Here is a 24,808-nt window from a genome sequence, read left to right on the forward strand (position 1 = left end):
GCTAGTGGCGCATAAGCTTATACAAGTTGATTGTGTAAATAAGATTGATACAACTGATAGTAAGATTGTTGCTGTTGAATCAGTTGTTCATGAGCACCTTGTTCCACTACAGCCCCATTCTCAATCACCACAATTTTGTCTGCTTCTTGAATGGTACTTAAGCGATGTGCGATCACAATACAGGTTCTATTTTTACATAAGCGTCGAAGGGCATATTGGATTTTCTGTTCCGTATAAATATCAATCGCAGAGGTCGCTTCATCTAAAATTAAAATTTTAGGATCAGCCAAATATGCACGTGCGAGACAAACTAGTTGGCGTTGCCCATGACTTAAATTTTTTCCGAGTGTTCCAACTTCAGTAAAATAACCATGAGGAAGCTGTCCTAGAATATCATCTGCACCAAGTTCTTCAATCGCCCGAATCAGTTGTTGATCTGTAGCTTCGGGTTGAATTAAACGTAAATTGTCTAAAATTGTGCCGCTAAACAAGACATTGTCCTGTAAAACAATACTGACATTTTGTCTTAAACTATCCAGATGGATATCCTGTATCGGATAACGGTCTAAGAAAATCCCCCCCTGCTGAGGCTCATAAAACCGTGTCAGTAACTGAACGATCGTGCTTTTACCATGACCTGTCGGCCCCACGATCGCAACCACCGTTCCAGCTTCGATCTCTAAATCAAAATTTTGTAAAACAGCTTTGGTGGTATAAGCAAAATGTACAGACTGAAAACGAATATGCCCGTTAAGTTGCCCTAATTTCAACGCATGTGGTGCATCTTGAATGCTAGATTGGGTATCTAAAAGTAGAAATATCCGTTGTGCACACGCTGCACCATTGGCATAACGCTCAAATAAATCGGTCAATTCCTGTAAAGGTGCCAAGAATAAAAACACATAAAAAATACTTTCGGCAAACTGTCCAATACTGATGACACCTTCACTATAAGCATAACTTCCAATCACAATAAAAACTGCGGTTGCCACTGTCGAAAGCAATCCAGTAAATGGGGCAAACCAGCTGGTCCGCTTACTTCCATAAATAATAGAATCATTAAAATCTTTTAAGAGTTGCTGATAGCGCTGTTGATTGGTTTCACTATAATTCAATTGCTGAATAATTTTGGCACCATTTACCGTTTCAACCAAATGTGCAGTAAATCGACTGCGTTCTTCGGCAACCCGTCCCCAATGCCGTTGTGATGACTTTTTAAATATTGCAGTCATTGTCAATAAAATCGGCAAAGTTGCAAATAAACACCAGAAAAATGGGGGATAAATATGCCACAAAAGCACAGATGCTAATCCGCAACGTAAAATCGCAGAAAGTAGTTCAGGTGGTCCTTGTATCAATACTGGTTCTAAAGTATCGACATCACGATCCGCTCGTGAAATAATTCGGCCCGCTTTAGTTCGATCAAAATAACCAATATTTAAAGCTTGAATATGTTGAAATAATGAACGTCTTAGATCATTAATGACACTTAAAGCCGCTTTTCCAGACAAGTATTTTGATATACCCGCTAATCCAAAACGACACACCCAGCTGAATGCCAGAATAGCAATTGCTATAAAAAGTACTGGCTGATACAACACCAGTTTCCCAGCCACTTGCTGAAATCCAGAATCTAAAATGTACTTGACTGCCCATGGACGTACAAAGATGCTCAGCACTTGTAAGATCTCTACTGAGATCATGGCTAGAATTAAATAACGAATCGGATAAAGCAAAGGAATGAGTTTTTTTAACATTCCGCGATGTAGCGCGGTTTTTGCTAAGTTTTCTTCGATCTGCAGATCAGAGATTTTCGTCAGCGGTCGGAAATTTTTAACCGTGGTATTCATGCTTGAATCTCCTGTTGCGCCTTCTGAAATCCCATCAACTCCCGATAAAATTCGCAATGCTGGAGCAATTCTGTGTGGCTCCCTTGAGCAAGAATTTGTCCCTGATCTAATACGATAATGCGATCTGATAAAGAAATCGTGGTCTGTTTATTTGAATTGATCAGGATGGTTCTTTTGAGCTGATTTTTATTGTCAGCCAAGCCTGATAAACGCTGTAACACCTGTTTTTCTGTAGTGGAATCTAAAGCACTGGTTGAATCATCAAGCGCCAAGATTGGCGAGTTTTTTAAAATTGACCGTGCCAGTGCAATCCGTTGTTTTTGCCCTCCAGATAAGGTGACTCCCTTGTCCCCTATTCGTGTCTCCAGACCAGCATCGAGTCGCTGTAATAGTTCAGATGCTGAAGCCAAATGCAACGCATCTCGCATCTCCTGTTCAGTCGCATCCTGTTTGGCTATTTTTAAGTTATCCGCCAAGGTTCCTGAGAAAAAGAAATTATCTTGCGGAATAATCTGAACCATATGACGTAAGTTAACCAAACTAAGATCTTTAAGATTGAGCCAACCGCGTTGATCTGAACCAATCCAGACCTGCCCTGCGGTTGGATCGATAAAACGATTGAGCAAGTTCATCAGTGTGGTTTTACCCGCTCCAGTTTTCCCCACAATGGTGACGATTTCACCTGCTCGGAATTCAACATTACACTGTTTTAAAATATACTTTTCTGTGTTTCGATCCTGAAAACTGACATTTTCCAGTCGAATATTTAAACCTTCATCCCCATCAGCATCCGCTTGTAGTGGCAAAGCATGTGCAGCATCTACAATTGCCGATTTCTCATCTAGCATTTGCCATATTCGAGTTGCCGATGAACGTGCATCTGCAAAAATATGTAAGACCTGTCCAATACTTTCAATACGAAACACCAATAAATTTGCCATAAGTACAGCAGCCACAAATTGCCCAATCTGTAATTGATTTTGTCCAATTAAGTAGCCACCAAACCCAATCACCCATAAGTAGGAACAGGCAATAATCATTTGAGGAATCGGTAAGCGTTGTGCACTGGTGCGAATGGTTTGAATAGAATGACGAATAAAGCTATCAACCGCAGCATTAAAACGTTGTAAGAGCTTTTCCTCAAGTTGAAAGGCTTTGACCACTCGAATGCCATTGACGCTTTCAGCCAAAGTATCACTGACTTTTTCATAGGCATAGGCAACTTGATGATCCAGCACCACCAACTGATTGGTCAGTTTAAACAGCACAGCTAGGCCTAGAAAAATAAAAATAAGCGGGACGATCCCCAACCAAGGATGATACCAACACAACAATCCGACTGTTGCGGCGACCACTAGACTGGATTCAAACACTTGTCGCCAAAAATTAATTAAAGCTTCTTTTAATTTATCTGAATCTCGGGTGGTTCTTGATAAAACTTCACCTAATCCGTGTTTCCAGTGCCATGAAACATCTAAATGCTGGACCTGACTAAAGATTCTTTCTCTTAAAATACTTAACAATTGCTGCCCAATTATCAAGGCACTTAAACCCGCTAAATATTGAATAATGGCACGAAGTAAAGCGATACTCGTCAGTAGAATAAACCAAAACCACGGATTTAACGGATCTGTAAAAGCATGTTGAAATAAACTTTCAGGTTGGCTGTGTTTTAGCGTATCAATCGCATGTCCGATTGAATATTGCTGTAGTGCTAAGCCAAAATTGGCAAGGACAAATAATGTTGCCGTCAATACAAAGCGAAATGGCATAAAACGATATAAGGCCAAACTTCGCAGCAGTGGATAATTTTTAAACATAAAAATAAAACAACAACTAAAGATCTATAGCTCACTGCGAGATCTATGCCAAATTTTTCAAAGGCATAAATATTTTAATCCACTGTTTTATATTGTTTTTTTAAAAAACGTGTTTGATGAGATGTTTGATTTAAAACATCCGCACTTGTTATCTGTTGTTATTGCAACAATATTTGATATATCAACATCATAAAAATAGATATTAAAAATATATTTTAAATATCAATAAGTTAAACAATGGCATCAATATTGCTTTAAAGCATTCAAATCACAACAGGATGTCACAATGACAACACTTCAAACGCAACCATTGAATACACTTTGGTATACACGCTGTCCAGTTCCTACAGGGCTCGGAATCTCGATTCAAAAAGGCTGGCTAAAAGAAAAATTTATTGAGCAACACATTGAAATTAAATCAATTCGTGAATCGAACTCAAAAGAGGTTCGTAACTCACATTTTAACCATACCCTTGCCAATTCAGTTCGGCATGGTGGCAGTATTCCTGCAATTTGGGCATATGCTTCTGGACAAAAAACCAAAGTCATCGGTTTATCTTGGGCAGATGAAGTCCAATTACTGCTGACTCGATATGATTCCCAAATTAAGACGGTTGAGGATCTAAAAGGTAAACGCTTTGGACTCCCACTAAATCAAGATGCCATCATCGATTTCTCTCGTGCTCAAGCCATTCGCGGTTTAGAAAATGCATTAAAAACAGTAAATCTTAAGGTCAGTGATCTGGAACTGGTGGATTGTCTGCGTGCTGATATATTAGTGGCGCAACAGCAAAATCATACCGAAGAAAATGATGCGAGTTTCTTTAGCAATCGTAATAAACTGAGCGCAAGTGCAGAGATTGTGGCTTTAATCAAAGGGGATGTCGATGCCATCTTTTTAAAAGGCGCACATGCAGCACAAATTGCCCATGATTTTGCCCTGCATACCATTATTGATATTGGTTCACATCCCGACCCTATCCTACGTTCAAATAATGGTACCCCTCGAACACTAACTGTGGATGAAGATTTTCTATCGCAATATCCACAACAAGCTCAATCCATCGTCGATGCGGTTTTACAAGCTGAACAATGGGCGCATGTGCATGCAGATGAAACTCACCGCTATCTGGCTAAAGAATGTAATAGCAGTGAACAATGGGTTCATGCAGCTTATGGCGCAGATGCACATCTCAAGCTGAATACCAATTTTGATGAAACATCGATTATTGCCTTACAAGACCTCAGTGACTTTCTCTATCGCTGGAAGTTTATTCCAGCTCAAATCAATGTTCGTGAATGGCTGGCACAAGACATTGCTATTCATGCACAAGTGGCTTAACAATACGAAAAAATAAAAGGTTGTCGTGATGACAACCTTTTATTTTTCAGCTTCCAAATTTAAGGCATCGCCTATACAAAAGCTTCTGACTATTCTCAACGCACAAAACGCTGCTTCTCACCGAAAAAAATATGCGATTAAGTACTGCCTCAAACAGTTGTGGATGAGGTTTCCGAATAGCATATTTTTGTCGAACTCAAATTATGACTTAAATTTGGTCACATTTTCAGCCTGTTTCTTTAAAAGCACAGAGTTATATTCACCAGGTGGAATATTATTTAAATAATAATTTCCAACATGATATAAACGCCAACGAATCGGATCATGTGTGGTATGCGTACGTGCATTACGCCAGAAACGATCTAAATTCCATTTTGACAAAGTAGAGCTTGCTCCAAGTAAGCCAAAGATTTCACTGGAAATTTTCAAAGATGCATGGTCTGACTGACTCCGTGTGGCAGCCACAGATAAAATCAATTCAGTTTGTAAGGCTTCATCTTCCAGATTAGTTAAATGCTGCTCAAAAATCGCTGCTGAGCGATCTAAAAGTGCTTCTGCTGAACGGACCAAAACTGCAAACTCACCAATTTGCTTAATGATATGCGGTTCCTGTGTCGGGGAGTCGACGCCACTTTCCACCCAAGGACGAGCATTCTGTTGCAAATAATCAATCCCCCCTTCAAGTGCACCTTTGGCAATACCTGTATCCATAGCTGCATGCAAAATCTGAGGCCAAGTTAAACCTGTGCGTAGCACTGTCCCTAAACCACCAGTATTGCGCTTGGCAACATAGCGTTCATCGACAACAACATCTTTAAAATTGACTGTGCCACTGACACTATTGTTTTGCCCCATTGCATCCCAATCATCGAGCAGTTCTACCCCATGCGTATCACGATGAATCAAGATCGAAACAGGTCCATCATCACTGCCTGCAAATAAAGAGATCCACTCGGCCAATAAAGAGCCTGTGGAATAAAATTTACTGCCATTTAAGATTAACTGCCCTTGTGAATTTCTTTCTACACGGGTCTTATGCTGAAATTTATCTTTTCCGCCCACTTCTGCGAGTGCATTGCCTAAACGTTTACCACTCAATACATCACGTAATAATTGATCGCGAATATCATCCTCATAACCCGTTAAAATTCCTCGAAACATGGTGAAATGAATTTGTAGAAGTTGCCCCACACCACCATCTGCAGATGAAATGATCTTTACCACATTGACCAATGTAGTAATACTCGCGCCTAAACCACCAAATTGCTGAGGAACAATAATCGCTGTCAGACCTGCTTCTGAAATTAAGCGGGCCTGTTCATAAGGAACACTTTTGTTATATTGAGGATCTTGAGCAAATTCAGTTAGTTGTTTTGCCACTGCCTTGGCAATATCCAATGCTTCTTGTTCACTTTGAATATGTCTTATACTGCCCAATTCTAAAAAATTGTGTTGCTGAATATCGTTCATTTTAACTCCGGAAAATCTCTTGTTTTTTATGCACAGATACGCTGTGCTGTAGTCTTAAATAAGCTGGGTGCATGTGTGAGCAAAGTTTTGGTATACCCATGTTGCGGATGACTCAGTACTTGATCGGTTTCACCGTATTCCACCAGATGGCCATTTTTTAAAACGGCAACTCGATCAGCAATTGCTCTAACTACCCCAAGGTTATGGGTCACAAAAAGTAAAGTTACGCCTTGCTTTTGCAGTTGTTGCAACAGTTTTAAAATAGATGCTTGTACTGACACATCTAAAGCCGAAGTAATTTCGTCGCAAATCAAAACATCAGGCTGACATAACAGCGCTCGTGCAATCGCTACACGTTGCCGTTCTCCGCCAGATAAATCTCTTGGGTAGAGTTCTTGAACCTGTGGAGGAAGCGAGACTTGTTGAAGTACCTGAACGACCTTTTGTTGAGTTTCTTGCTGAGATGTAGCAAAAAAGTGCTGAACCACTTTAGTGAGTGTCTGTCCTATGGTATGTGCTGGATTCAAGGCTTTATATGGATTTTGAAAAATATACTGCAGTTTATGTCGTTGTGTTAACTGACGTTTTTGTCCCTGCAAGGACAATACTTCATCAGCTAAAATCACCTGACCTTCTGCATTTTCATTCAGTCCTGCAATCACTCTAGACAATGTGGTTTTACCTGAACCAGACTCCCCGACTAAGGCCAAACATTCTCCACGCTGTATTTGAAAAGAAACATCGAAAAGTGCTTGTTGCTGGCCATACCAAGCATTGATATGTTTTACTTTAAGCAGTGCCTGTTGATCTGTTTTTAATTCAATCAGATGCGGATCAAGCTCTTGAAAATTGATCACGCCCACTTCATCCCAATGATGACAAGCAACAAAATGTGGATCAAATGCTTGAGATAACAGGGTTAATTTCGGTTGCTGTTGATGACATAATTCGCTAGCGAAAGTACATCTTGCGGCAAAAGCACATCCTGTTGGACGGTCATTCGGTGAGGGTGCATGTCCTTCGATGGGGGATAAATATTTACGAATCGACACATCGGGGATGGCATTGAGTAAACCTTGGGTATAAGGATGTTTTGGCGTTTCAAATAACTGGCTTAATGCAGCATCTTCTGCAATCTGGCCTGAATACAGGACGATTACGCGATCTGCAATATCTTTCACCACAGTCAAATCATGTGATACATAAATTGCTGCGACATTATATTCGCGACATAATTTACGAATAATATTCAGCACTAAAGTTTGGGTCGTAACATCCAATGCTGTTGTCGGTTCATCCAAGACAATTAAGCGAGGCTGTAACAAAAATGCCAATGCTAATAAAATCCGTTGTTGTTGCCCGCCGGAAAGCTGATGAGGATAGCGTTTTAAAAACACATCATCCTGAGGCAATCCCACTTCATCTAAAATTTTAGCAACTCTATGATTTCTTTCACTACTGGATAAGCGTGATTGATGGACTTCTAATAACTCAAGTAGATGCTGTCCAATTGTTAATGCTGGATTTAGTGCCGTTCCTGGATCTTGGGCAACGTGACTGATTTTATAACCTCGAATTTGACGCAAAGCGTGGTCGTCAAGACTGAGGATATCTTGTCCATCCAGCGCAATTGTGCCTTGAATAATTTTGGCACCATGTCGTGCATAGCCCAATAACGCACTCGACAATGTGGTTTTACCTGAACCACTTTCTCCCACCAATCCAAGGACTTCGCCCTCGTTTAAATGAAAAGAAATATTCGAAACCACATGCTTGCCTGTGTTGACCAACGCCACCGTTAAGTCTTTTACCTGTAATACCGTATTCTTTAAAATCTCTGTCATGGTTACTTTTCCTCAATCCGCGCTGCGGCACGCCCTACACCTTCAGCCAACACATTGGTTCCCAGCGCAAACAAAGCAATTAAAATTACTGGTGCAAATACTGCCCACGGTTGAACCAATAACCCAGCACGATTTTCATTAATCATCAGGCCCCAATCGGCTGCAGGAGGTGCGATACCATAACCAAGAAAAGCCAGACCAGATAACATGCCAACAGCCCACGTCAACATCACCCCAAGATGAATTAATAAGGGTGTCAGCATATTGGGTAGGATTTCACGGAATAAAATATAGCTTTTCGAATAACCTAAAATTTTGGCGGCCTCTACATACTCTTGCTCAACCAGATTTAGCGCAACACTTCGTGCAAGACGTACTACCCCAGGAATAAAAGCAATCGAAACTGTGAGCACAATCAGCCATGGCTCACGCCCTAGCATCGAAACGATTAATAGCACTAAAATCAGATCAGGAAATGCCATAAAAACATCGGTAAGCCAAGTCACAAACTGGTCAACTTTATCTCGTGCAAAAGCAGCCAATATGCCTAAGCTGGAACCAATAATTAAAGCCACCAGACTGGCAGCGAGGGTCATCCAAATAATTGAAGCACCGCCCGCTAATACACGAGACCAAACATCATGCCCAATATAGTCATAGCCAAGAAAAGCCTGTGCTTCAGGCGCACCATAGGTCATGCCCACTAATGCAGTTGGTTCAAAAGGAACCAGCACTGGCCCAATAAGCGCAAATATCAAAACTAAGCTTGTCACCACAAAACCAAAACGGACTTGTCGCTCAGAAATCAAGGCTTTGAAAAACTTATGTTGATACCAATGAAGTGTACTCATTTCCCCTCTCCTGAATTGATATTCTTCAAGGCATTACGGCGATCGACAGGCTTTACCGTAATCGGTCGGCCAGATTTCCATAAACGTAATGCCTGACGTAAACCAGGTGAGCGGGCTTTATGTTTTTTTGCAGTGCGTATTTTCGGTGTGAGTAAAGTGGTCATTAAGTCTGCAATTAAATTGACTACCACCACACAGATGGTCAGCAATAACACAATCGCTTGAATGGTAGGAATATCCCGCATTTCAATTGCTGCATTCAATGCATTGCCAATTCCGGGATAACTAAATACAACCTCGATAATTAAAGCCCCACTGAGTAAAACCCGTATGGTCAATGCCGTGCCTTGTACCACAGGCACTAAAGCATTAGGTAAAACATGCTTCCAGATAATGCGACGCTCTGGAATACCGCGTAATCGTGCTGAGGTGACATAATCAGACTCTAAGGCATCGATCATTGAGCCTCGCACAAGACGCATGAGATAAGGAATAAGCGATAAAGCTAACGTTAAAATGGGTAAAATTAAAAACTCTAACTGGCTAAACGGAGACTGCCCAGGAATCAGCAATGATGCAGCAGGTAATACATGCAAGATCGAAGTTGAAAATAACATCATCAGCCAAATGGCAATGACAAATCCGGGTACTGCTTTAAAAATAATCGAGCTAGATACAATGATTCGGTCTAGTTTGCTATCACGACGTAGCGATAACCAAACCCCAAGTAAAACTGAAATCGGTACAGTGATTGCCACCACCAAGCTACTCAAAGCAAGCGTATTACCAAAATAGTTTTGAATAATCTGTAATACAGGTACATTAGAATCAATTGAGCGTCCAAAATTACCTTGTAATAATTGAGTCAGCCAATTCCAGTATTGCACCAATATCGGTTGAGTCAGCCCCAATTGTTCACGCAGTATTTGAACCGTAGCTTCTGGTGCTTCTGGTCCTAAAATGACCCGCGCAGGGTCAGATGGAAGCGCTTGAGTCGCGATAAATACAATTAAACTAATCACAAAAATCACTAAAATTCCTGACACGATACGGGTCAAAAACCAAGGTAACCATGCAGGAAATTCAAACGACTTGGCGATAGCTGGATGTTGAATCGAGCTTTCAATTTTGCTGGCTTGAGTCGTCATCATCACTCCCCTTTACGCCAAAACTCATCAGTTCGCCATGCTGCAAAACCGGTTCGATCAGGTGTTACACCACCAATCTGATGAGAATGTGCATCTAAAACATTGTTAAAACCCCAAATCAGTAAGCCACCTTGTTCATGCTGAATTTGCTGTGCCTCATGCACCAGAACTTTGCGTTTTTCCAGATCAGGCTGTTGCAATGCGTGATGCACCAGCTCCGTAAAACGGGCTTGATTAAAATGGGTTTTGTTATTGGCTGCACCGGGTCCATCAATCTGCAATACCGTCAATAAAAATGGACGAGAAACATTTGAACCTGTACTCAATGCCCAATCTTGTTTGATTGCATCTGCAAATGTTGCAGCTTCAACTTGTTTAACGTTTACAATCACGCCAGCTTGCGCTGCATGCTGCGCAAACACCAAGGCGGCATTGCTATCTGGTCCTGTATATAAATCAACTTTTAAGTTTTGATCAAAACCAGCGGCTTTTAATAGTGTTTTAGCTTTGGCTAAATCTTGCTTACGCTGTGGAATTTCATGGTTATAAACAGGATCACTAAATGAATACAGATCGTTGGCAATTCGCCCTTGTCCCGCCAATGCCCGTTTCACTAAATCATCCCGATTGGCAATCAAACGAAATGCTTGTCTGACACGAGGATCATTAAACGGTGCTTTAGTGGTATTCATGTCAAAGGATTGCCAAGCATCTGTTTCAGATGAAACAACATTCAGTCGTTTATTGGCTTGAATCAAAGATAAATGCTCGGCACTAATACCCGATGCAATATCAATTTGCCCTGATTGCAAAGCAGCAAGACGCCCGGTTTGGTCTTTAAAATCTATAATTTCAATGGCATCTGCATAAGGCTGATTGTCTTTCCAATAATTTTCAAAACGTACGAAACGGGAACGTTGACCTGGGGTAAAACTTTCCAGTTTAAACGGGCCTGCTCCGACAACATTCTTGATTGGGTCATAATCTGTTGGAACAATACCGCCCCAACTCATCCATGCTTCAGGTAAGGCTACTAAGCCTTTGCCTTGAGCAAATGGAATTTCAACGGTGTAATCATCACGCTTTTTAATCGCATCGCGCTGTAATGAATACAGATAAGCCGCAAAGGGAGACGCCAGTTTAGGATCGGTCAAACGACGTAAAGAGAAAATGACATCATCGGCTGTAATGGTTTTACCATGATGAAACTCAAGCCCTTTCTTTAACCGAATCGTCCATTTAGTGCCATCCTCATTGGGTTCTGCAAATTCAGCAAGCGCCAATTTAGGTTGAATATCTCGCCCCCACTCCCATAATTTGGCATATAACGGCCAACCTCTAAAGGCACTCGACATTCCAATCGGCTTATGGGCATCTAAATTTCCAGCTTGATTACCATTAATCACCCCAATTTTGATCACTCCACCTTTTTGCGGTGTGGCATGCTGGCTTGTATGTGCAGCAGCTTCATTTGCTGCTGAGGAATCGGAACGAGAACACCCGATCAGGCTTGCTGCTGCAATCGTACCTAGACCTAAACCAGTATTTTTAATTAATGCTCTACGCGTAATTTTACTCATAGGATTCTCCTTTTAAACCACAATTTCTTGATTCAAAAGAGAATCTACAGAGGAGCGTTTTTTTAACTTCGGCAACTCAAAACCATGATCGAGCTCAAGTAAAGGAAACAACAAGTCTGCAACACGGTAAACTTCAGTAATTAAAGGAAAACCCGACAAAATAAATGCAGATGTACCGTAGCTTTCATATTCTTGGATACGTTGAGCAATATTTTCAGCGCTCCCGACCAATGCGGTCCCCGCAGCGGGATTTAAGATATCAAAACCAAACAGTGATGGCCCTGTCCAAATATTTGGATAAATTTCAAAATCTTTAGCTTGAGGTAATATCCCCTGACGTAAGCGTTCTAAATTTTTTTGAACAATCGGGTTATTACTTTGATAGCTTTCAAAAGTTTCATTGGGTGGAAGCTGACGTTTTACTGCTTCAATCGCATAATTCACATCAATTTTATCGAGTAGAGACTGCGCGTATTGCCACGCTTCTTCTTCGGTTTCACGAACAATAATTTGTAAGCGAGTTCCATACTGCAAAGTTCGCCCAACTTTAGCGGCTTCTTTTGCAACCTTACTGAATTTTTCTCCCAGCAGCGGCGGTGTGTTGGCAAAGCTTAAATACACATCCAGCAATTCCACTGAATGTTGTACCCCTTTCGCTGATGTGCCAGCACCCCACAGTGGTACGCCTTGTTTTTGGGTTGCCCCATGCCATTTTGACATCGGTGAAGCACCCTCTTGACGTGGAGCCACTTGAATAAACTCACCCTGAAAGCCAGATTTATCGCCTAAATAATTTTGTTGAAATGTACTCCAGTATTCTTTACTAAAGTCATAGCGTTCATCATGTGAATAATGAATACCCAATGCGGCAAGTCCCTGATCATTGCCATTGACCACATTAAACAACAAACGTCCCTGAGAAAATGCATCAAAAGTTTGTGCATATTTGGCTAAAACTGCGGGTTGAACTTCACCTGGATGCTGCGCAACCAAAAACTTCAGGCGTTCAGTAAAAGGAATTAAACTCGCAGCAACCGCCAGTGTTTCATACTCACTTGTACCCATGAGCGAACCGTAAAACCCCAGACGATCTGCGGTAATTGCAATTTGTTGCAAATGTTCAAAATCGGTATCCCAGCGTCCCGACTCCAACCAAGGATAGGGACCATCAGGAGAGGTGAGATACCATAAAAGTTTTACAGCCATAATATTCTCTATATTTGTTTTAAATCATGTTTCTAATGGAGTGGAAGTAATCCCAGTGATTTTGCTTTTTCAGTCAATCCGCTCATTTTCCACTGTTGCTGTAACACCCCTTGCCCATATTCACGACTTCCTCCAACCAGTTCTGCTAACAGTTGAATTTGAGCACCTTCTTCAAGCAATAAAATAAATTCAGCAGTTTCCTGTAGACCTTGACGCCCCCAAACTGTGGCACCGCCATTGGCTTCCAAAATAGCCCGATGCTCAATATCAATCCTGAGTTGATCTAAAATGAAATCGACTTCTGCCTGACGGCGATCGATATAAATCGGTAATTCATTAAATAAATGAAAACGCTGAACAGGCACATATCGAATCGGTAGGGTTCGGTGTGTTTGGGCCCAAGCACCTAAATTCGGTGCATGTACATGAGAGATTGTGGTGACATCTGCATGTTCACGAAACAGTTTGTTATAACGGCCACCAGCACCTTTTCGTCCCAATAAAACTTCACCATCAAGTTTCTCTACCAGTACTTTGCTTTTTTTATCTCGTGACCAAGGACCTGCATAGTTAAAGGTCACCAAGGTATTCTCAGGGGCGCGTTCAACAAAATTGACCGTGCCATTGGCAGTGATTGTGCCCGTCTCACGGAACACCTCAAATACAAATTCAGCTTTTTCACGGTTGCGTTCAATAAAATCATTGAGTTCAGGGGAAAGTGGCGATTGAATCAGTGTAGTCATGATAAATATCCTGTTTTAACATTGTTTATTTTGGCGACGCTTTAAAACTTCGAGTAATGGCCGATGATCGACCCATGTATTAAGGTCGACGTCTTTTTCAAGGAAGCCATGTAACCAAAGAAAATCTTTTTGTTGTTTTAAAAGCTCAAGGCGTTCTTCACTTAATGAAGGATGTAAAGATTTATGGAAATTATTACGATACGCTGTAGCCACACTTTCAGCACCCGCAATGGTTTCATCTTGTAGAATAACCAGCACTTCATCTAAATGATCTTCTGCCCAGTCTGCGGTATCAAACAGCTCTTCCAGAAAATCCACGACGACATCAAAGTGATGTTCCAATAAATCTTCATGTACCGTGATAGGACGAGGTGTCCCGTTGTTCACACGTGAAGTCACATCTGCAAATTGATCTAAATCGATACCGACTTTTAAACCACGTTTGGTGGCAGCCTCAACAGCCGATGCCCCTTTGACATACACGGCATCCACCTCACCTGTAATCAAGGCATCAAGGCCTGCCCAATAGGCACTGGCATCACGATCTTGTTTCGATTCAGCACGCTCAGGAACTTCAATAAAATCAACATCACGAAAACTTAAATTTGCAAGTTGTAAAGCCCCTCGAATACCTTGTAATGACATAGCTCTAAAAATACTGCCTGCACGTTTATCGGCATATTCAGGTAAAGCCACTTTGGCATTTTTTAAGTCTTCAGGTTGACGAATTGCTGAATCAGGTCGAACAATAATCACTTGCCATTCATCAATCCAAGTTAATCCAATCAGACGACTTGGGGCACCTTCTGAACGTGCAGCCAAAGCAGGTACATTGCCACCCTCACGGAATAAAGCCGGAAGCTGATGATCAAAATGATGCACAGACAAGCCTTTACGTGCATCTTGCAATACCGCAACATCAATACCATGTCGCTCAAATTTTTCGACTAAGGTGCCGCGCTTTAATGAGATTCCTGTTGCAGTGGGTACTGGACATCGTGTGACCCAAATTTCAGATAAAGTACTTTTTACAAATTCTTTAGAATTTTCTTTTTTATCGACGACAAGTGACATAGGTATTCCTTAAGATACTTCCAATTTCATATCACTTGTATTGAGCAGCTTTTATGCCAATATTTATTTTTATAATTTTCAATAGCTTATTCAAAATTCAATTTTAATAAATGTTTAGATTTCATCACTTGTTTTAGATTTAGTGTTGTTTTATCAACAGCACTTTAAGCAAGCCTGCCCTGAGACAAAAACCCCATCCGCTTTATTTTTGATTGAACAGATTTATGTGATTTAAAGCGCCTCATTGAATCAACATACAGCACCATATAAAAATATAGTGCTGTATCGCTTAAATTAAAAATCGATAGAAGCCGACAGCATATAAGTTCGAGGTGCGCCCAAGGCTAAACTGGACAATTGTGGCATGCCCCAATAGGCCTTATTGGTCACGTTATTGATACTCGCAGCTAAGCTCAGAGGAAAACTTGAAACATTGGTCTTGTATCTCGCCCCAACATCAAACAGTGTCCGTCCAGAAGCATGTAATGTATTTTCCTGATTGATATATTGCTTTGAAACTGCTGTGGCATTTCCAGTCAAGGTTAAACCCTGCAACATCGAAATATCCCACTCCATGCCTAATTTCGCCTGTTGCTTGGCAACCCCAGTCGCAGTATTGCCTTGATTTTTACCACCTGCAGTTTTGGTTAATTCAGGATCAATATAGGCAACACCACCGATTACACGAAGATTCGCAATAGGTGCTCCAAAGAAGCTCCATTCAATTCCTCTATTGCGCTGCTCGCCATCAGCAGTAAAAATATTGCTGATGGGATCGGTATAGCTACTTGGTTTTTCAATTTCAAACAGACTCAAAGTATTTGAGAATTTACCCAAGTCTACTTTAACCCCAAGCTCTTTTTGTTTTGTTTTAAAAGGTGCAAAAACTTCACCCGCATTTGCCGCAGTATACGGTGCGGTTGAGCCTTGGCTTAAGCCTTCTATATAGTTTGCATATAAGGAAATATGCTCAGTGGCTTTAAACAATATCGCAGCCCCAGGTGTGGTGGCACTTTCATCATAACGTGATGTTCGACTGCCTGTAACAATATTAAAAGCTTCACTCAGCACATTCTGTTGTCGTACACCCAAGGTCAATAGGACTTGATCTTGAGCAAAAGATAAGGTGTCCGCAATCCCATAACTGTTTAAACGAGATGCTGTTTTAGAAATATGTGGCGCATTAAAGCGAACTGAATTTCCCCAAACTGGATGATAAAGATTGGTGATCCATTCAGCCCCAGCCACATTTCTTACCCCATAGTCATTTTGATCATGTTGGTAATACGTTGCATTGACAACCCATTGGTGACCAATAGATCCTGTATCAAATTTTCCTTTTATGCCCAGATCAGCTGATTTCTTTTCAAGGTCAAAAGCCAACTGACCAATCTTGGTTTCAAGCCTGCCTTGACTGTCGAGCACGGTCGCTGACATGGCACCATTATATTTATAATCAGTTTTACTTTGTCCATAAGTGGCATATGCCATAACTCGATCACTCAAGTCATATTCGCCACGAAGCATAGCGCCCTTATCTTTGGTTTCAACAAAAGACCAGTCTGGATTTAATAGTGTGTCTGGTTTTGGTGGTTTAGGAATCGCAACCCCTGAGAGTAAATTAATCCCACGGTTGACACCATCTACTCGATCCTCAGCTGTATAGAGGTCTGCTGAAATACGTGCACGTTCGCCACGCCAATCCAGACCTAAAGAAACTAAGGCTGTTTTTTTATCTTGGTCTTTAATTGCGCCTGTTCCATCACGATATACTGTATTTAAACGTACACCAAAATCTTTATTTTGACCGAAACGTCTGCCGATATCGAGATGACCACCAAACTGTGAATCAGACATATAGGTCGCGGTAAAACGTTGCAATGGATCATCGCCTGCACGCTTGCTGACTAAATTGACCATGCCCCCCACAGATCCTGCTGGCGGCATCCCATTGAGTAATGCTGTAGGTCCTTTGAGGACTTCGATTCGTTCAAACATTTCGGGAGAGGTTCGATAAAAAGGTGTGATGCCAAACATGCCGTTCATTGACATATCACTTGTACTCGAAGCAAAGCCACGAATATAGTAGTTTTCACTCCAGCCGCCACTGGCACCATTGGTAAATACCGATGGGTCGGTTTTAGCAATGACATCGGTAATATCTTTTGCCTGTTGATTTTCAATATATTGGTCTGTATAGCCAATGCTATTAAATGGCGTTTCTAAGAAGCCTTTTTCACCTAAAAAACCTAACTTATTCTGCGAAGAAATCTGCCCCGCTAAAACACTGTTTTTTTCATTCACAGCTTGTACATGAATGGTGGGTAAATTTTGCAATGCCTCGCGATCTGATGGTGGCAGGTCAGGTGTTTGCGCATGAATTGTTGAGATCGGAATCACCAAAGTTAATCCGAAACCCAACAACATTTGAGCAGAAATCAAGTTTTTCAGTTTAAATTGCGGGCTTAAATCTCGGCACTGTGGTTTCAAAGCGTGCTGAAAAAGTGGATGACCATATTTCATATACAAATTTCCTTTCATTTTTTAAGCACAAGTTTCCCTATCACACTTTTTTTATTGAAAAGTATGCTGTAGTCACTTGTTCACGGTATGGGTGTTTTGGCTAGAGCTTATCTGGCTATAAATTTATCGTGTAAAGACCTAATTCATAGCTGATACCCCTTGATGACATCATCAATTAAAATATGCATGGAGGTTGGGCTTGCCGCAGTGATGTACCAAGCATCTGCATCAACAAAAACCACTTTGCCATTTTTCCATGCTTTGGTTTGGCGTAATAAAGGATTACTCATCCGCTCAGCATCAATCGTCGGACGATGTTCCATGACGGCTGTACGATCGACGATATACAAAATATCGGGATCAGCCTGTTTGATAAATTCACTAGAAATCGGTTGACCATGCAAACTTGTATCTACCACTGTACTGGCTGGTTTTACCCCGAATGCATTAAATACAAAGCCATAACGTGACTGAACCCCAAAGTTGCTAAAGGCACCATTGTTATGTAAGACCACCAAAGCTTTTTCAGGACGATTTGCAGTTATTTTTCGTACTTCTGCTACTTTGGCATCCAATGCATCTACTTTTTGCGTCGCCAATTGCTGTTGATTAAAGATCTGGCCTAAAGTGATCAAATGCGCTTTAATCGCCTCAATGTGATGCTGCTGACTGTTATTGAAATTGATGTCATAGTGCACAGTTGGAGCAATTTTACTCAACGCTTGATACTGATTTGCTTGCAGTGGCGTCATTAAGATGATATCTGGTTTGAGTGTGTAAATCCGTTCCATATTGGGTTGAACAATCGCACCTAGATCTTGAACCTTTTGATCATCTTTATACTTTTGCAAAAAATGCGGTACATAATCTTTGGGCATACCCGCAATAGGAATACTCAGTTGATCAAGAAAATCAGCTTCATTCATATCCAATACCGCAGCACGTTGAGGATGATAGGCAATGCTGGTGGTTCCTAGTTCATGTTTAACCATGATCGGGGTTGCTAATTTTTGAGCCCCTTGGTTCGCATCAGCAGCAGGTTTTTTGTCACATCCCGATAAGCTGATTGCGGCTATCATGCTCAGTGCCAGAGTCCAGCCGTTATTTTTCCATTTCATGTGTATTCAAGCTCCTGTTGAGTTGAAGTAGTTGCACATACAGCCTTGTTCACTGTAGGTAATTTCAAAATCAAGTTCATACAAATCATCTAATTGTTGCGCAGTAATCACCTGTTTGACTGGGCCACTAAAACGTAGTTTGCCGTTCTTCAAGGCAACAATATGGTCAGAATAATTCGCTGCAAAATTGATGTCATGAATCACCAGAATCACGGTACGCCCCTGTTCATCACATAAACGACGTAATGCATGCATGATCTGAACAGCATGTTTCATATCAAGGTTATTTAAAGGCTCGTCCAATAAAAGCACCTCAGTCTGCTGAGCAATGGTCATCGCCAAAAAAGCCATCTGCCGTTGGCCTCCACTCAATTCATCGATATAGGCTTTACGTAATGCTTCTAAATTTAGAAATTGAATCGCCTCATCAATCACCTGATGGTCGTTTGCGGTCAAAGCACCACCGCTATAAGGGAACCGCCCAAAAGACACCAGTTCTTCTACGCTCATGCGTAAGTTAAAGCTTGGAGACTGTCGTAAGGTTGCAACATATTTGGCATATTCAGCTGTTCGGATCTGGGTAATATCTTTCTGCTGAAATAAAATTTGACCTTGATCAGGGCTGGATAAATTCGCCAGCATCATCAATAAAGTTGATTTACCCGCCCCATTTGGACCAATGAGTGAAGTCACCTGCTTTTCAGGAAATTCAATATTGACATCCGAAAGCACACTTTTCCCCCCATAGGATTTATGGATATTACGCACCCTAATCATGAAACACCTCTGGCACGAACTGTCAGTACAAGAAAGTACACACCACATACCAAATTGACTAAAATACTGACTGTCGTTTTATAATTAAAAACATGCTCAACTAAAATCTGAGCGAGAATAAATATGGTGATCGCAACAATACAGCCGATAGCTAAGGTAAATTTATGTTGATGTGTTCCAGCGAGTGCATAAGCAATATTGGCAATAAACACCCCCATAAATGCGGTAGGGCCAATCAAGCTGGTTGAAATTGCAACCAAGACCGCAATCAAGGCAAGATAAAATTTGACGTATTGATGATGATCAATCCCCAATGAAATTGCCTGTTCACGACCGAGCACCATCACATCCAAAACAGCATATTTTTTTCTCAGTAACCCAAGAACCATAACAACCGTCACCACTGCATAAATTAATGTTTCAGGTTGAGAACGATTAAATGACGCATAGCTGAGCCCTTGAAATACTGAAAACTCACCGGGGCTTATTTTGAGCTGGATAAACTGAGTGACGGTACTAATCACCATAGTGAGTACTAAACCAAATAACAGCAGTTGAAAGACATCATTGCGCACTCGGGTCAGCAACCAACGGTGCATTGCCCACGAATAAAACAGCATCAGCAAGATTGAAACAAAGAAATTTCCATTTAAACCCAGCCATGACAATCCAGAAGTGCCAAGAAAAAACAGCAACATGACCTGCCATAACAAATAGACGGCTTCATAGCCCATGATGGATGGGGTTAAAATACGATTGCCGACGATGGTCTGAAAGATAATCGAAGAAAATGCAACACATATTCCGCCAAGCACGATTGTGGCGAGCCGAACCAGCCGTTGCGGAATGACATAAGCAAAATCTAATCCTGCATTTAGAAAGACAAACAATACCGCCAGCACCAGTACGCCGAATACCAGCAGCGATAGCTTCAACTTTGTCACGATCGAAGCCCCCTCAGAATCAATATCAGGAATAAAACCCCACCAACACCACCAGCAGTTAAACCGATAGGCACTTCAAAGGGATAAAGTACAGAGCGTCCGATAAGGTCACAGACCAGCAGTAAAGAAGCACCTGCCAAAGCCACAATGGGTAAGGTTTTTGCCAAGTTTTCGCCATACATCAAGGCAACCAGATTGGGAACCACCAATCCGACAAAAGGAATAGCGCCAACGGTAATCACCGTTGCTGCAACAGTGATTGCAACCAGCAACAAGCCAATTGCAGCCATCCTTGCATAGCCTAGCCCCAGACTTGAGGCCATTTCCTCGCCCATCCCCAGTACCGTAAAGCGATGAGCAAAAATATAGCTCAGTACCACGATGGGCAAAATGATATAAATCATTTCATAGTGGCCTTGAATGACTCTTGAAAAGTCCCCCATCAGCCAGCCTTGCATGCTCTGCAAAATATTATTGCGATAAGCATAGAACTCTGCCAATGCACTCAATATGCCGCCATACATCAAACCAATCACGGGCACTAAAACGGTATTCCTAAATTGGATACGGCGAATGATGGCGATATAAATCAGACTGGCAAGAAAACAAAAAAGCATCGCAAACAGCATTTTACTGAGTACACTTGCGGCTGGAATAAGCGTTAATGACACTAAAATTCCAAGCTTGGCGGCATCCAAACTCCCAGTTGTACCCGGTTCAACAAAACGATTTCGGACAATATGCTGTAAGATCACACCACACACTGACAAGCCCACACCCGTTAACACAATCGTGATCAAACGTGGAATCCGACTTGCACTAAGGGTGAGCCATGCACCACTGGATGCAGAAAATAAGTCTGACCATGCGATTTGCTGAGCACCGAGTAGTAAGGATGCGATGCACAACATACCAAACAGTAACAATAAAACGACAGGCATTAGGCATGCTCTCCGACCTGTACATTTTTGCCTAGTCGCCATCCTTTAACCGCCTGCCCCTGCGCTAAATAACGGGCATAATGTCCATGCAACAAGCGTAATTGTGCGGGTGTTCCCTGCTCAATCACTCGGCCTTTTTCTAATACCGCAATGTGATCTGCAGCGGCAATTGTCGAGAGTTGATGTGCGATCACCAATATTGTTTTTTGACCTCGTAAGCGATTCAGCAATTCACAAATAATCGCCTGATTTTCTGCATCTAAAGCAGCAGTTGCTTCATCTACCAAAAGAATAGGTGCGTCTTTAATCAATGCGCGTGCAATGGTAATCCGTTGTCGTTCACCGCCTGATAGTCGTACCCCCCCCTCTCCCACCATGCTTTCAAGACCATCAGGAAGGCGCGCCAGCATTTCTGTGATGCCCGCTTGCTGGACTGCCTGCATCACCTGTTCATCGGTTGCATTGGCTTTACCCATACGAATATTCTGAGCAATCGAGCCCGAAAACAAATAGTTGTCTTGGAAGATTTGACTGATCTGTGTAGTCAGTTGTTCATAACGTAATTGCTTGACATCCACCCCACCTAACAGCACTTGCCCTTGATTGACATCAAAAAAACGAGCAACGAGCTTGGCTAAAGTGGTTTTTCCAGAACCAGAAGCACCAATCAGCGCCATCATACTGCCTGAAGGGATATATAAATCCACACCCTTTAAGATATCAGGCTCATCCTCTGCATAACGGAATTGAACATTTTTAAATTCAATCGATGCATCATTGGGGCTTTTAGAAATCTCAACTTGTGCTAATGCTTTGGCGTTAAAAATCTGTTGTATGGCTTCAAGTTGACTGCCTGCACTACGCAATACTTCGCTATAGCTTGCAACCTCAAGCAAGGTGTCAATAAATCGACAAACGAGGAGCAGTGAAACGGTAATGTTGACAATGTCTGCCAATAAGAGCTGATTTGCGCTGTGGATGTTTAGCCAAAACACCGTAACAATCAAAAATAGCGCAAACACAATTTGAATGGCCCAGCTATTCAATACCGCAGATAAGGACGACATTAAAATAAGCTTTAAACCGAAATGTCGTTGCTGGTCTACGGCTTGATGAATAAATCGGGTGCTACGACCTTCACCATTAAAAGCACGTAAAACGGATTGAGCTTGCGCAAACTCCACCATACGTTGGCTTGTTTCAGCAAAACTCTGTTGGTATCGCTCATCTGTAAAACGAGCAATTTTACTGGTCAATCGAAAGACCAGCACAATCAACGGAAGCGCAACCAGTGTAATCAAGCCGAACACACCATGTATACATAACAATGCGATGACAATGACCAAAGGCGTGATCACACTGCTAATCACAGGGGTAAAAACGTGCGCTGGTAATTGCGCAACCGACATCATGCCTTGAGTGACAAGATGATTGAATTGAGTGGTATTTTGTTGGGTAAACCAACCGACTGGTAGACTTGCAGCATGATGCCCCAAACGCAGACGGGCATTTTCTAAAACAGCAATACCAACAGCAATTCCCATTTGCTCCACTACACGGCGAAGACACCAACACAGGATGATTGCAAAAAATAATAAGATCAGCCAAAGCGCCATTTGATCAAGATTAGCAAGCATCAATTGAGACAAAATCAACGCCAACATGATCAGGCTCAGGCCACAAAACACAGCATATACAATTGCCATCGCCAGATAACGGTGAAGAATAGTGACATTATCACCCAGCAATTGAGAAAAGGTTTTTAGCATGATGCTTCTCCCATTTGCGTGTGAACATGCTTTTCGGTATAGGACCATAATTGGTGATATAAACCTTGCTGAGATAACAACGCTTCATGGGTCCCCTGTTCAACAATTTTTCCTTGATCAAGGACAAGAATTTGGTCAGCATTCATAATGGTATCTAAACGATGTGCAATAACTAAAAGGGTCCGACCTTGAGCAAATTTTGAAAGTGCATCCTGAATTGCAATTTCATTTTCAATATCAGCGGCAGCTGTGGCCTCGTCCAGCACCAATATCGGTGGGTCCAGTAAAATTGCTCTGGCAATACTGATCCTTTGTCGTTCCCCTCCTGACAACTGGGCATCTTTCCCCACAATAGATTGATAGCCCTGCGGCAACGCCATAATTCGATCATGAATATTTGCCGCCTTTGCTGCGTTTTCTATTTCTTGTTGGTTGGCGTTTGGACGTCCGAGAGCAATATTGTCACGTACACTGGCATGAATGAGACGGGTATCCTGCAAAACAAATCCGATCTGTTGATAAAGTGTGGTGGTTTGAATATCGCGTAGATCTATACCACCAAGCATGATCGTTCCTGCAACAGGATCAAAAAAGCGTAGCAACAGCTGAGCAATGGTTGACTTCCCTGCACCCGATGGACCGACAATTGCAGTGATGGTTCCAGACTTAAGTGAAAAATTCAGATCAGATAGCACTTGATGCTGTGCTGTATAGCCATAGCTGACTTGATGAAAATCAATACTGCTGTCTTTAATCTGTAATTGCGGATTCCCTTTAGCCATTGGCAATACTGGTGTATCCAATAATGCCAAAATTCGCTGTGCGGCAGCCTGACTGGCTTGTAGATCATGTAATAAGGTATGCAACAATAAAACAGGGGCACAGATGGTTGGTGTAATCAACATAAAAGTCAGTAAATTTATGGGTTTAAGCCAACCCAAAGAAATCAATAGTGTTCCACTCAGCAGTACAACACCTAATATGGTAATCGGTGAAATCATCGCATGGGCATGCGCCATAGATTTGACTAAGGGACGAGTAAATATTCGAAAAGCATCTGCAAAGGAATGAACAGCCTGCTGGTAGCCCTGTGAAGCCTGACCACTTTTGCCAAAGGTTTTGACGACGGGTATCGCATGGATAAATTCAACAGCGGCACTATTGATCTGACCCAGCTGAGTGGCAAATTGCTGAATATTATTTCCACTGGCACGCATGGCTTTGCGTAAAAATATGACAAAGCCTAAAAATGGCAACAATGCTAAAATTGCCATGCGCCAGTCCATCATCAATAGAAAAATTACAGCAACAATAATTGTGCCGAATGCACGTCCAACAGCGGGATAAAAATGTGCAGTTAAACTATGCAACAGACCAATGTCATCCTGCATGATTTGTTTAACTTCTCCCGAACTTCTGCCTGTAAACCAACCCAGAGGAACTTGGGTCAGATGCTGGGTTATATTGCTTTGCAATTGCCCAGTAATTTCATGATCAGCCAAATGCGCGATTAACTCACTGACAGTCAACAAAAGCATGCCGAGCAACAAACACCCGATACTGAGTAACATCATCCATAGGATTTTATCGTCACCCTGTTGTGATCCACCAAGTGTAGTTACTTCGGTAAATATAGTACTGATCACCCATGTAATCGCAATCAAAGGCACCAAGGTGAGCATTGAACCAACCGCTGCTGTGACCGAAGCCAGAATTAACTTGAGCCGAATTGGATGCAATATAAAATTCAATGGATTTGAATACTGAGCCTGAACTTCTTTTACATGACTTGCACACATAACAGTAAA

General features: G+C 41.8%; 18 protein-coding genes. 1 reads left to right on the forward strand and 17 read right to left on the reverse strand.

Features of this window, described 5'->3' with window-relative positions; genetic code table 11:
* Positions 1 to 17: 17 nt before the first annotated feature.
* Positions 18 to 1,850 carry an ABC transporter ATP-binding protein gene (locus ACZ5QH_RS17080; RefSeq protein ID WP_303576357.1) on the reverse strand — a complete coding sequence of 611 codons (1,833 nt, stop codon included), beginning with the start codon at positions 1,848 to 1,850 and terminating at the stop codon, positions 18 to 20.
* On the reverse strand, positions 1,847 to 3,670 hold the full coding sequence (locus tag ACZ5QH_RS17085) for an ABC transporter ATP-binding protein (RefSeq protein ID WP_303576358.1): 1,824 nt from the start codon (positions 3,668 to 3,670) through the stop codon (positions 1,847 to 1,849). Before ACZ5QH_RS17085 ends, ACZ5QH_RS17080 begins: the two co-directional genes overlap by 4 nt.
* Positions 3,671 to 3,956: 286 nt before the next feature.
* Between ACZ5QH_RS17085 and ACZ5QH_RS17090 the strand changes: the two genes are divergently transcribed.
* Positions 3,957 to 5,012, forward strand: a complete 1,056-nt coding sequence (locus ACZ5QH_RS17090; RefSeq protein ID WP_303576359.1) for an ABC transporter substrate-binding protein — start codon at positions 3,957 to 3,959, stop codon at positions 5,010 to 5,012.
* Positions 5,013 to 5,213: 201 nt separating this feature from the next.
* On the opposite strand, the gene ACZ5QH_RS17095 is transcribed toward ACZ5QH_RS17090, so the two are convergent.
* The 15 genes from ACZ5QH_RS17095 to ACZ5QH_RS17165 form a co-directional block, all read right to left on the reverse strand.
* Positions 5,214 to 6,482 carry an acyl-CoA dehydrogenase family protein gene (locus tag ACZ5QH_RS17095; RefSeq protein WP_004823398.1) on the reverse strand — a complete coding sequence of 423 codons (1,269 nt, stop codon included), beginning with the start codon at positions 6,480 to 6,482 and terminating at the stop codon, positions 5,214 to 5,216.
* Between the two features lie 26 nt (positions 6,483 to 6,508).
* The gene (locus tag ACZ5QH_RS17100; protein WP_303576360.1) at positions 6,509 to 8,326 is read right to left on the reverse strand and encodes an ABC transporter ATP-binding protein; all 1,818 of its coding nucleotides are present in this window, start codon (positions 8,324 to 8,326) and stop codon (positions 6,509 to 6,511) included.
* Between the two features lie 2 nt (positions 8,327 to 8,328).
* Positions 8,329 to 9,177: an ABC transporter permease gene (locus tag ACZ5QH_RS17105; protein WP_244013681.1), complete on the reverse strand. Its 849-nt coding sequence runs from the start codon at positions 9,175 to 9,177 to the stop codon at positions 8,329 to 8,331.
* Positions 9,174 to 10,325 (reverse strand): ABC transporter permease, encoded by a 1,152-nt coding sequence (locus ACZ5QH_RS17110; RefSeq protein ID WP_096734873.1) that lies wholly within the window; start codon positions 10,323 to 10,325, stop codon positions 9,174 to 9,176. The genes ACZ5QH_RS17105 and ACZ5QH_RS17110 overlap by 4 nt, the downstream gene beginning before the upstream one ends.
* Positions 10,326 to 10,327: 2 nt before the next feature.
* On the reverse strand, positions 10,328 to 11,905 hold the full coding sequence (locus tag ACZ5QH_RS17115) for an ABC transporter substrate-binding protein (RefSeq protein ID WP_303576361.1): 1,578 nt from the start codon (positions 11,903 to 11,905) through the stop codon (positions 10,328 to 10,330).
* 12 nt (positions 11,906 to 11,917) lie between these two features.
* Entirely contained in the window at positions 11,918 to 13,111 is a 1,194-nt protein-coding gene (locus ACZ5QH_RS17120; protein WP_303576362.1) for an LLM class flavin-dependent oxidoreductase, read from the reverse strand.
* 32 nt (positions 13,112 to 13,143) lie between these two features.
* On the reverse strand, positions 13,144 to 13,854 hold the full coding sequence (locus ACZ5QH_RS17125; protein WP_303576363.1) for a class II aldolase/adducin family protein: 711 nt from the start codon (positions 13,852 to 13,854) through the stop codon (positions 13,144 to 13,146).
* A 15-nt stretch (positions 13,855 to 13,869) separates the two neighbouring features.
* On the reverse strand, positions 13,870 to 14,928 hold the full coding sequence (locus ACZ5QH_RS17130) for an ABC transporter substrate-binding protein (protein WP_303576364.1): 1,059 nt from the start codon (positions 14,926 to 14,928) through the stop codon (positions 13,870 to 13,872).
* A gap of 294 nt (positions 14,929 to 15,222) precedes the next feature.
* On the reverse strand, positions 15,223 to 17,451 hold the full coding sequence (locus ACZ5QH_RS17135; RefSeq protein WP_303576365.1) for a TonB-dependent receptor: 2,229 nt from the start codon (positions 17,449 to 17,451) through the stop codon (positions 15,223 to 15,225).
* Between the two features lie 143 nt (positions 17,452 to 17,594).
* Positions 17,595 to 18,569 (reverse strand): siderophore ABC transporter substrate-binding protein, encoded by a 975-nt coding sequence (locus ACZ5QH_RS17140; protein WP_056513044.1) that lies wholly within the window; start codon positions 18,567 to 18,569, stop codon positions 17,595 to 17,597.
* 6 nt (positions 18,570 to 18,575) lie between these two features.
* Positions 18,576 to 19,346, reverse strand: a complete 771-nt coding sequence (locus ACZ5QH_RS17145; RefSeq protein ID WP_056513049.1) for an iron ABC transporter ATP-binding protein — start codon at positions 19,344 to 19,346, stop codon at positions 18,576 to 18,578.
* On the reverse strand, positions 19,343 to 20,290 hold the full coding sequence (locus ACZ5QH_RS17150; RefSeq protein ID WP_303576366.1) for an iron chelate uptake ABC transporter family permease subunit: 948 nt from the start codon (positions 20,288 to 20,290) through the stop codon (positions 19,343 to 19,345). Before ACZ5QH_RS17150 ends, ACZ5QH_RS17145 begins: the two co-directional genes overlap by 4 nt.
* Positions 20,287 to 21,231, reverse strand: a complete 945-nt coding sequence (locus ACZ5QH_RS17155; protein WP_303576367.1) for an ABC transporter permease — start codon at positions 21,229 to 21,231, stop codon at positions 20,287 to 20,289. The genes ACZ5QH_RS17150 and ACZ5QH_RS17155 overlap by 4 nt, the downstream gene beginning before the upstream one ends.
* Positions 21,231 to 23,000 carry an ABC transporter ATP-binding protein gene (locus ACZ5QH_RS17160; RefSeq protein ID WP_303576368.1) on the reverse strand — a complete coding sequence of 590 codons (1,770 nt, stop codon included), beginning with the start codon at positions 22,998 to 23,000 and terminating at the stop codon, positions 21,231 to 21,233. Before ACZ5QH_RS17160 ends, ACZ5QH_RS17155 begins: the two co-directional genes overlap by 1 nt.
* The gene (locus ACZ5QH_RS17165) at positions 22,994 to 24,799 is read right to left on the reverse strand and encodes an ABC transporter ATP-binding protein (protein WP_303576369.1); all 1,806 of its coding nucleotides are present in this window, start codon (positions 24,797 to 24,799) and stop codon (positions 22,994 to 22,996) included. Before ACZ5QH_RS17165 ends, ACZ5QH_RS17160 begins: the two co-directional genes overlap by 7 nt.
* Between the last annotated feature and the right edge of the window lie 9 nt (positions 24,800 to 24,808).

The organism is Acinetobacter sp. Ac8 (assembly GCF_055392545.1).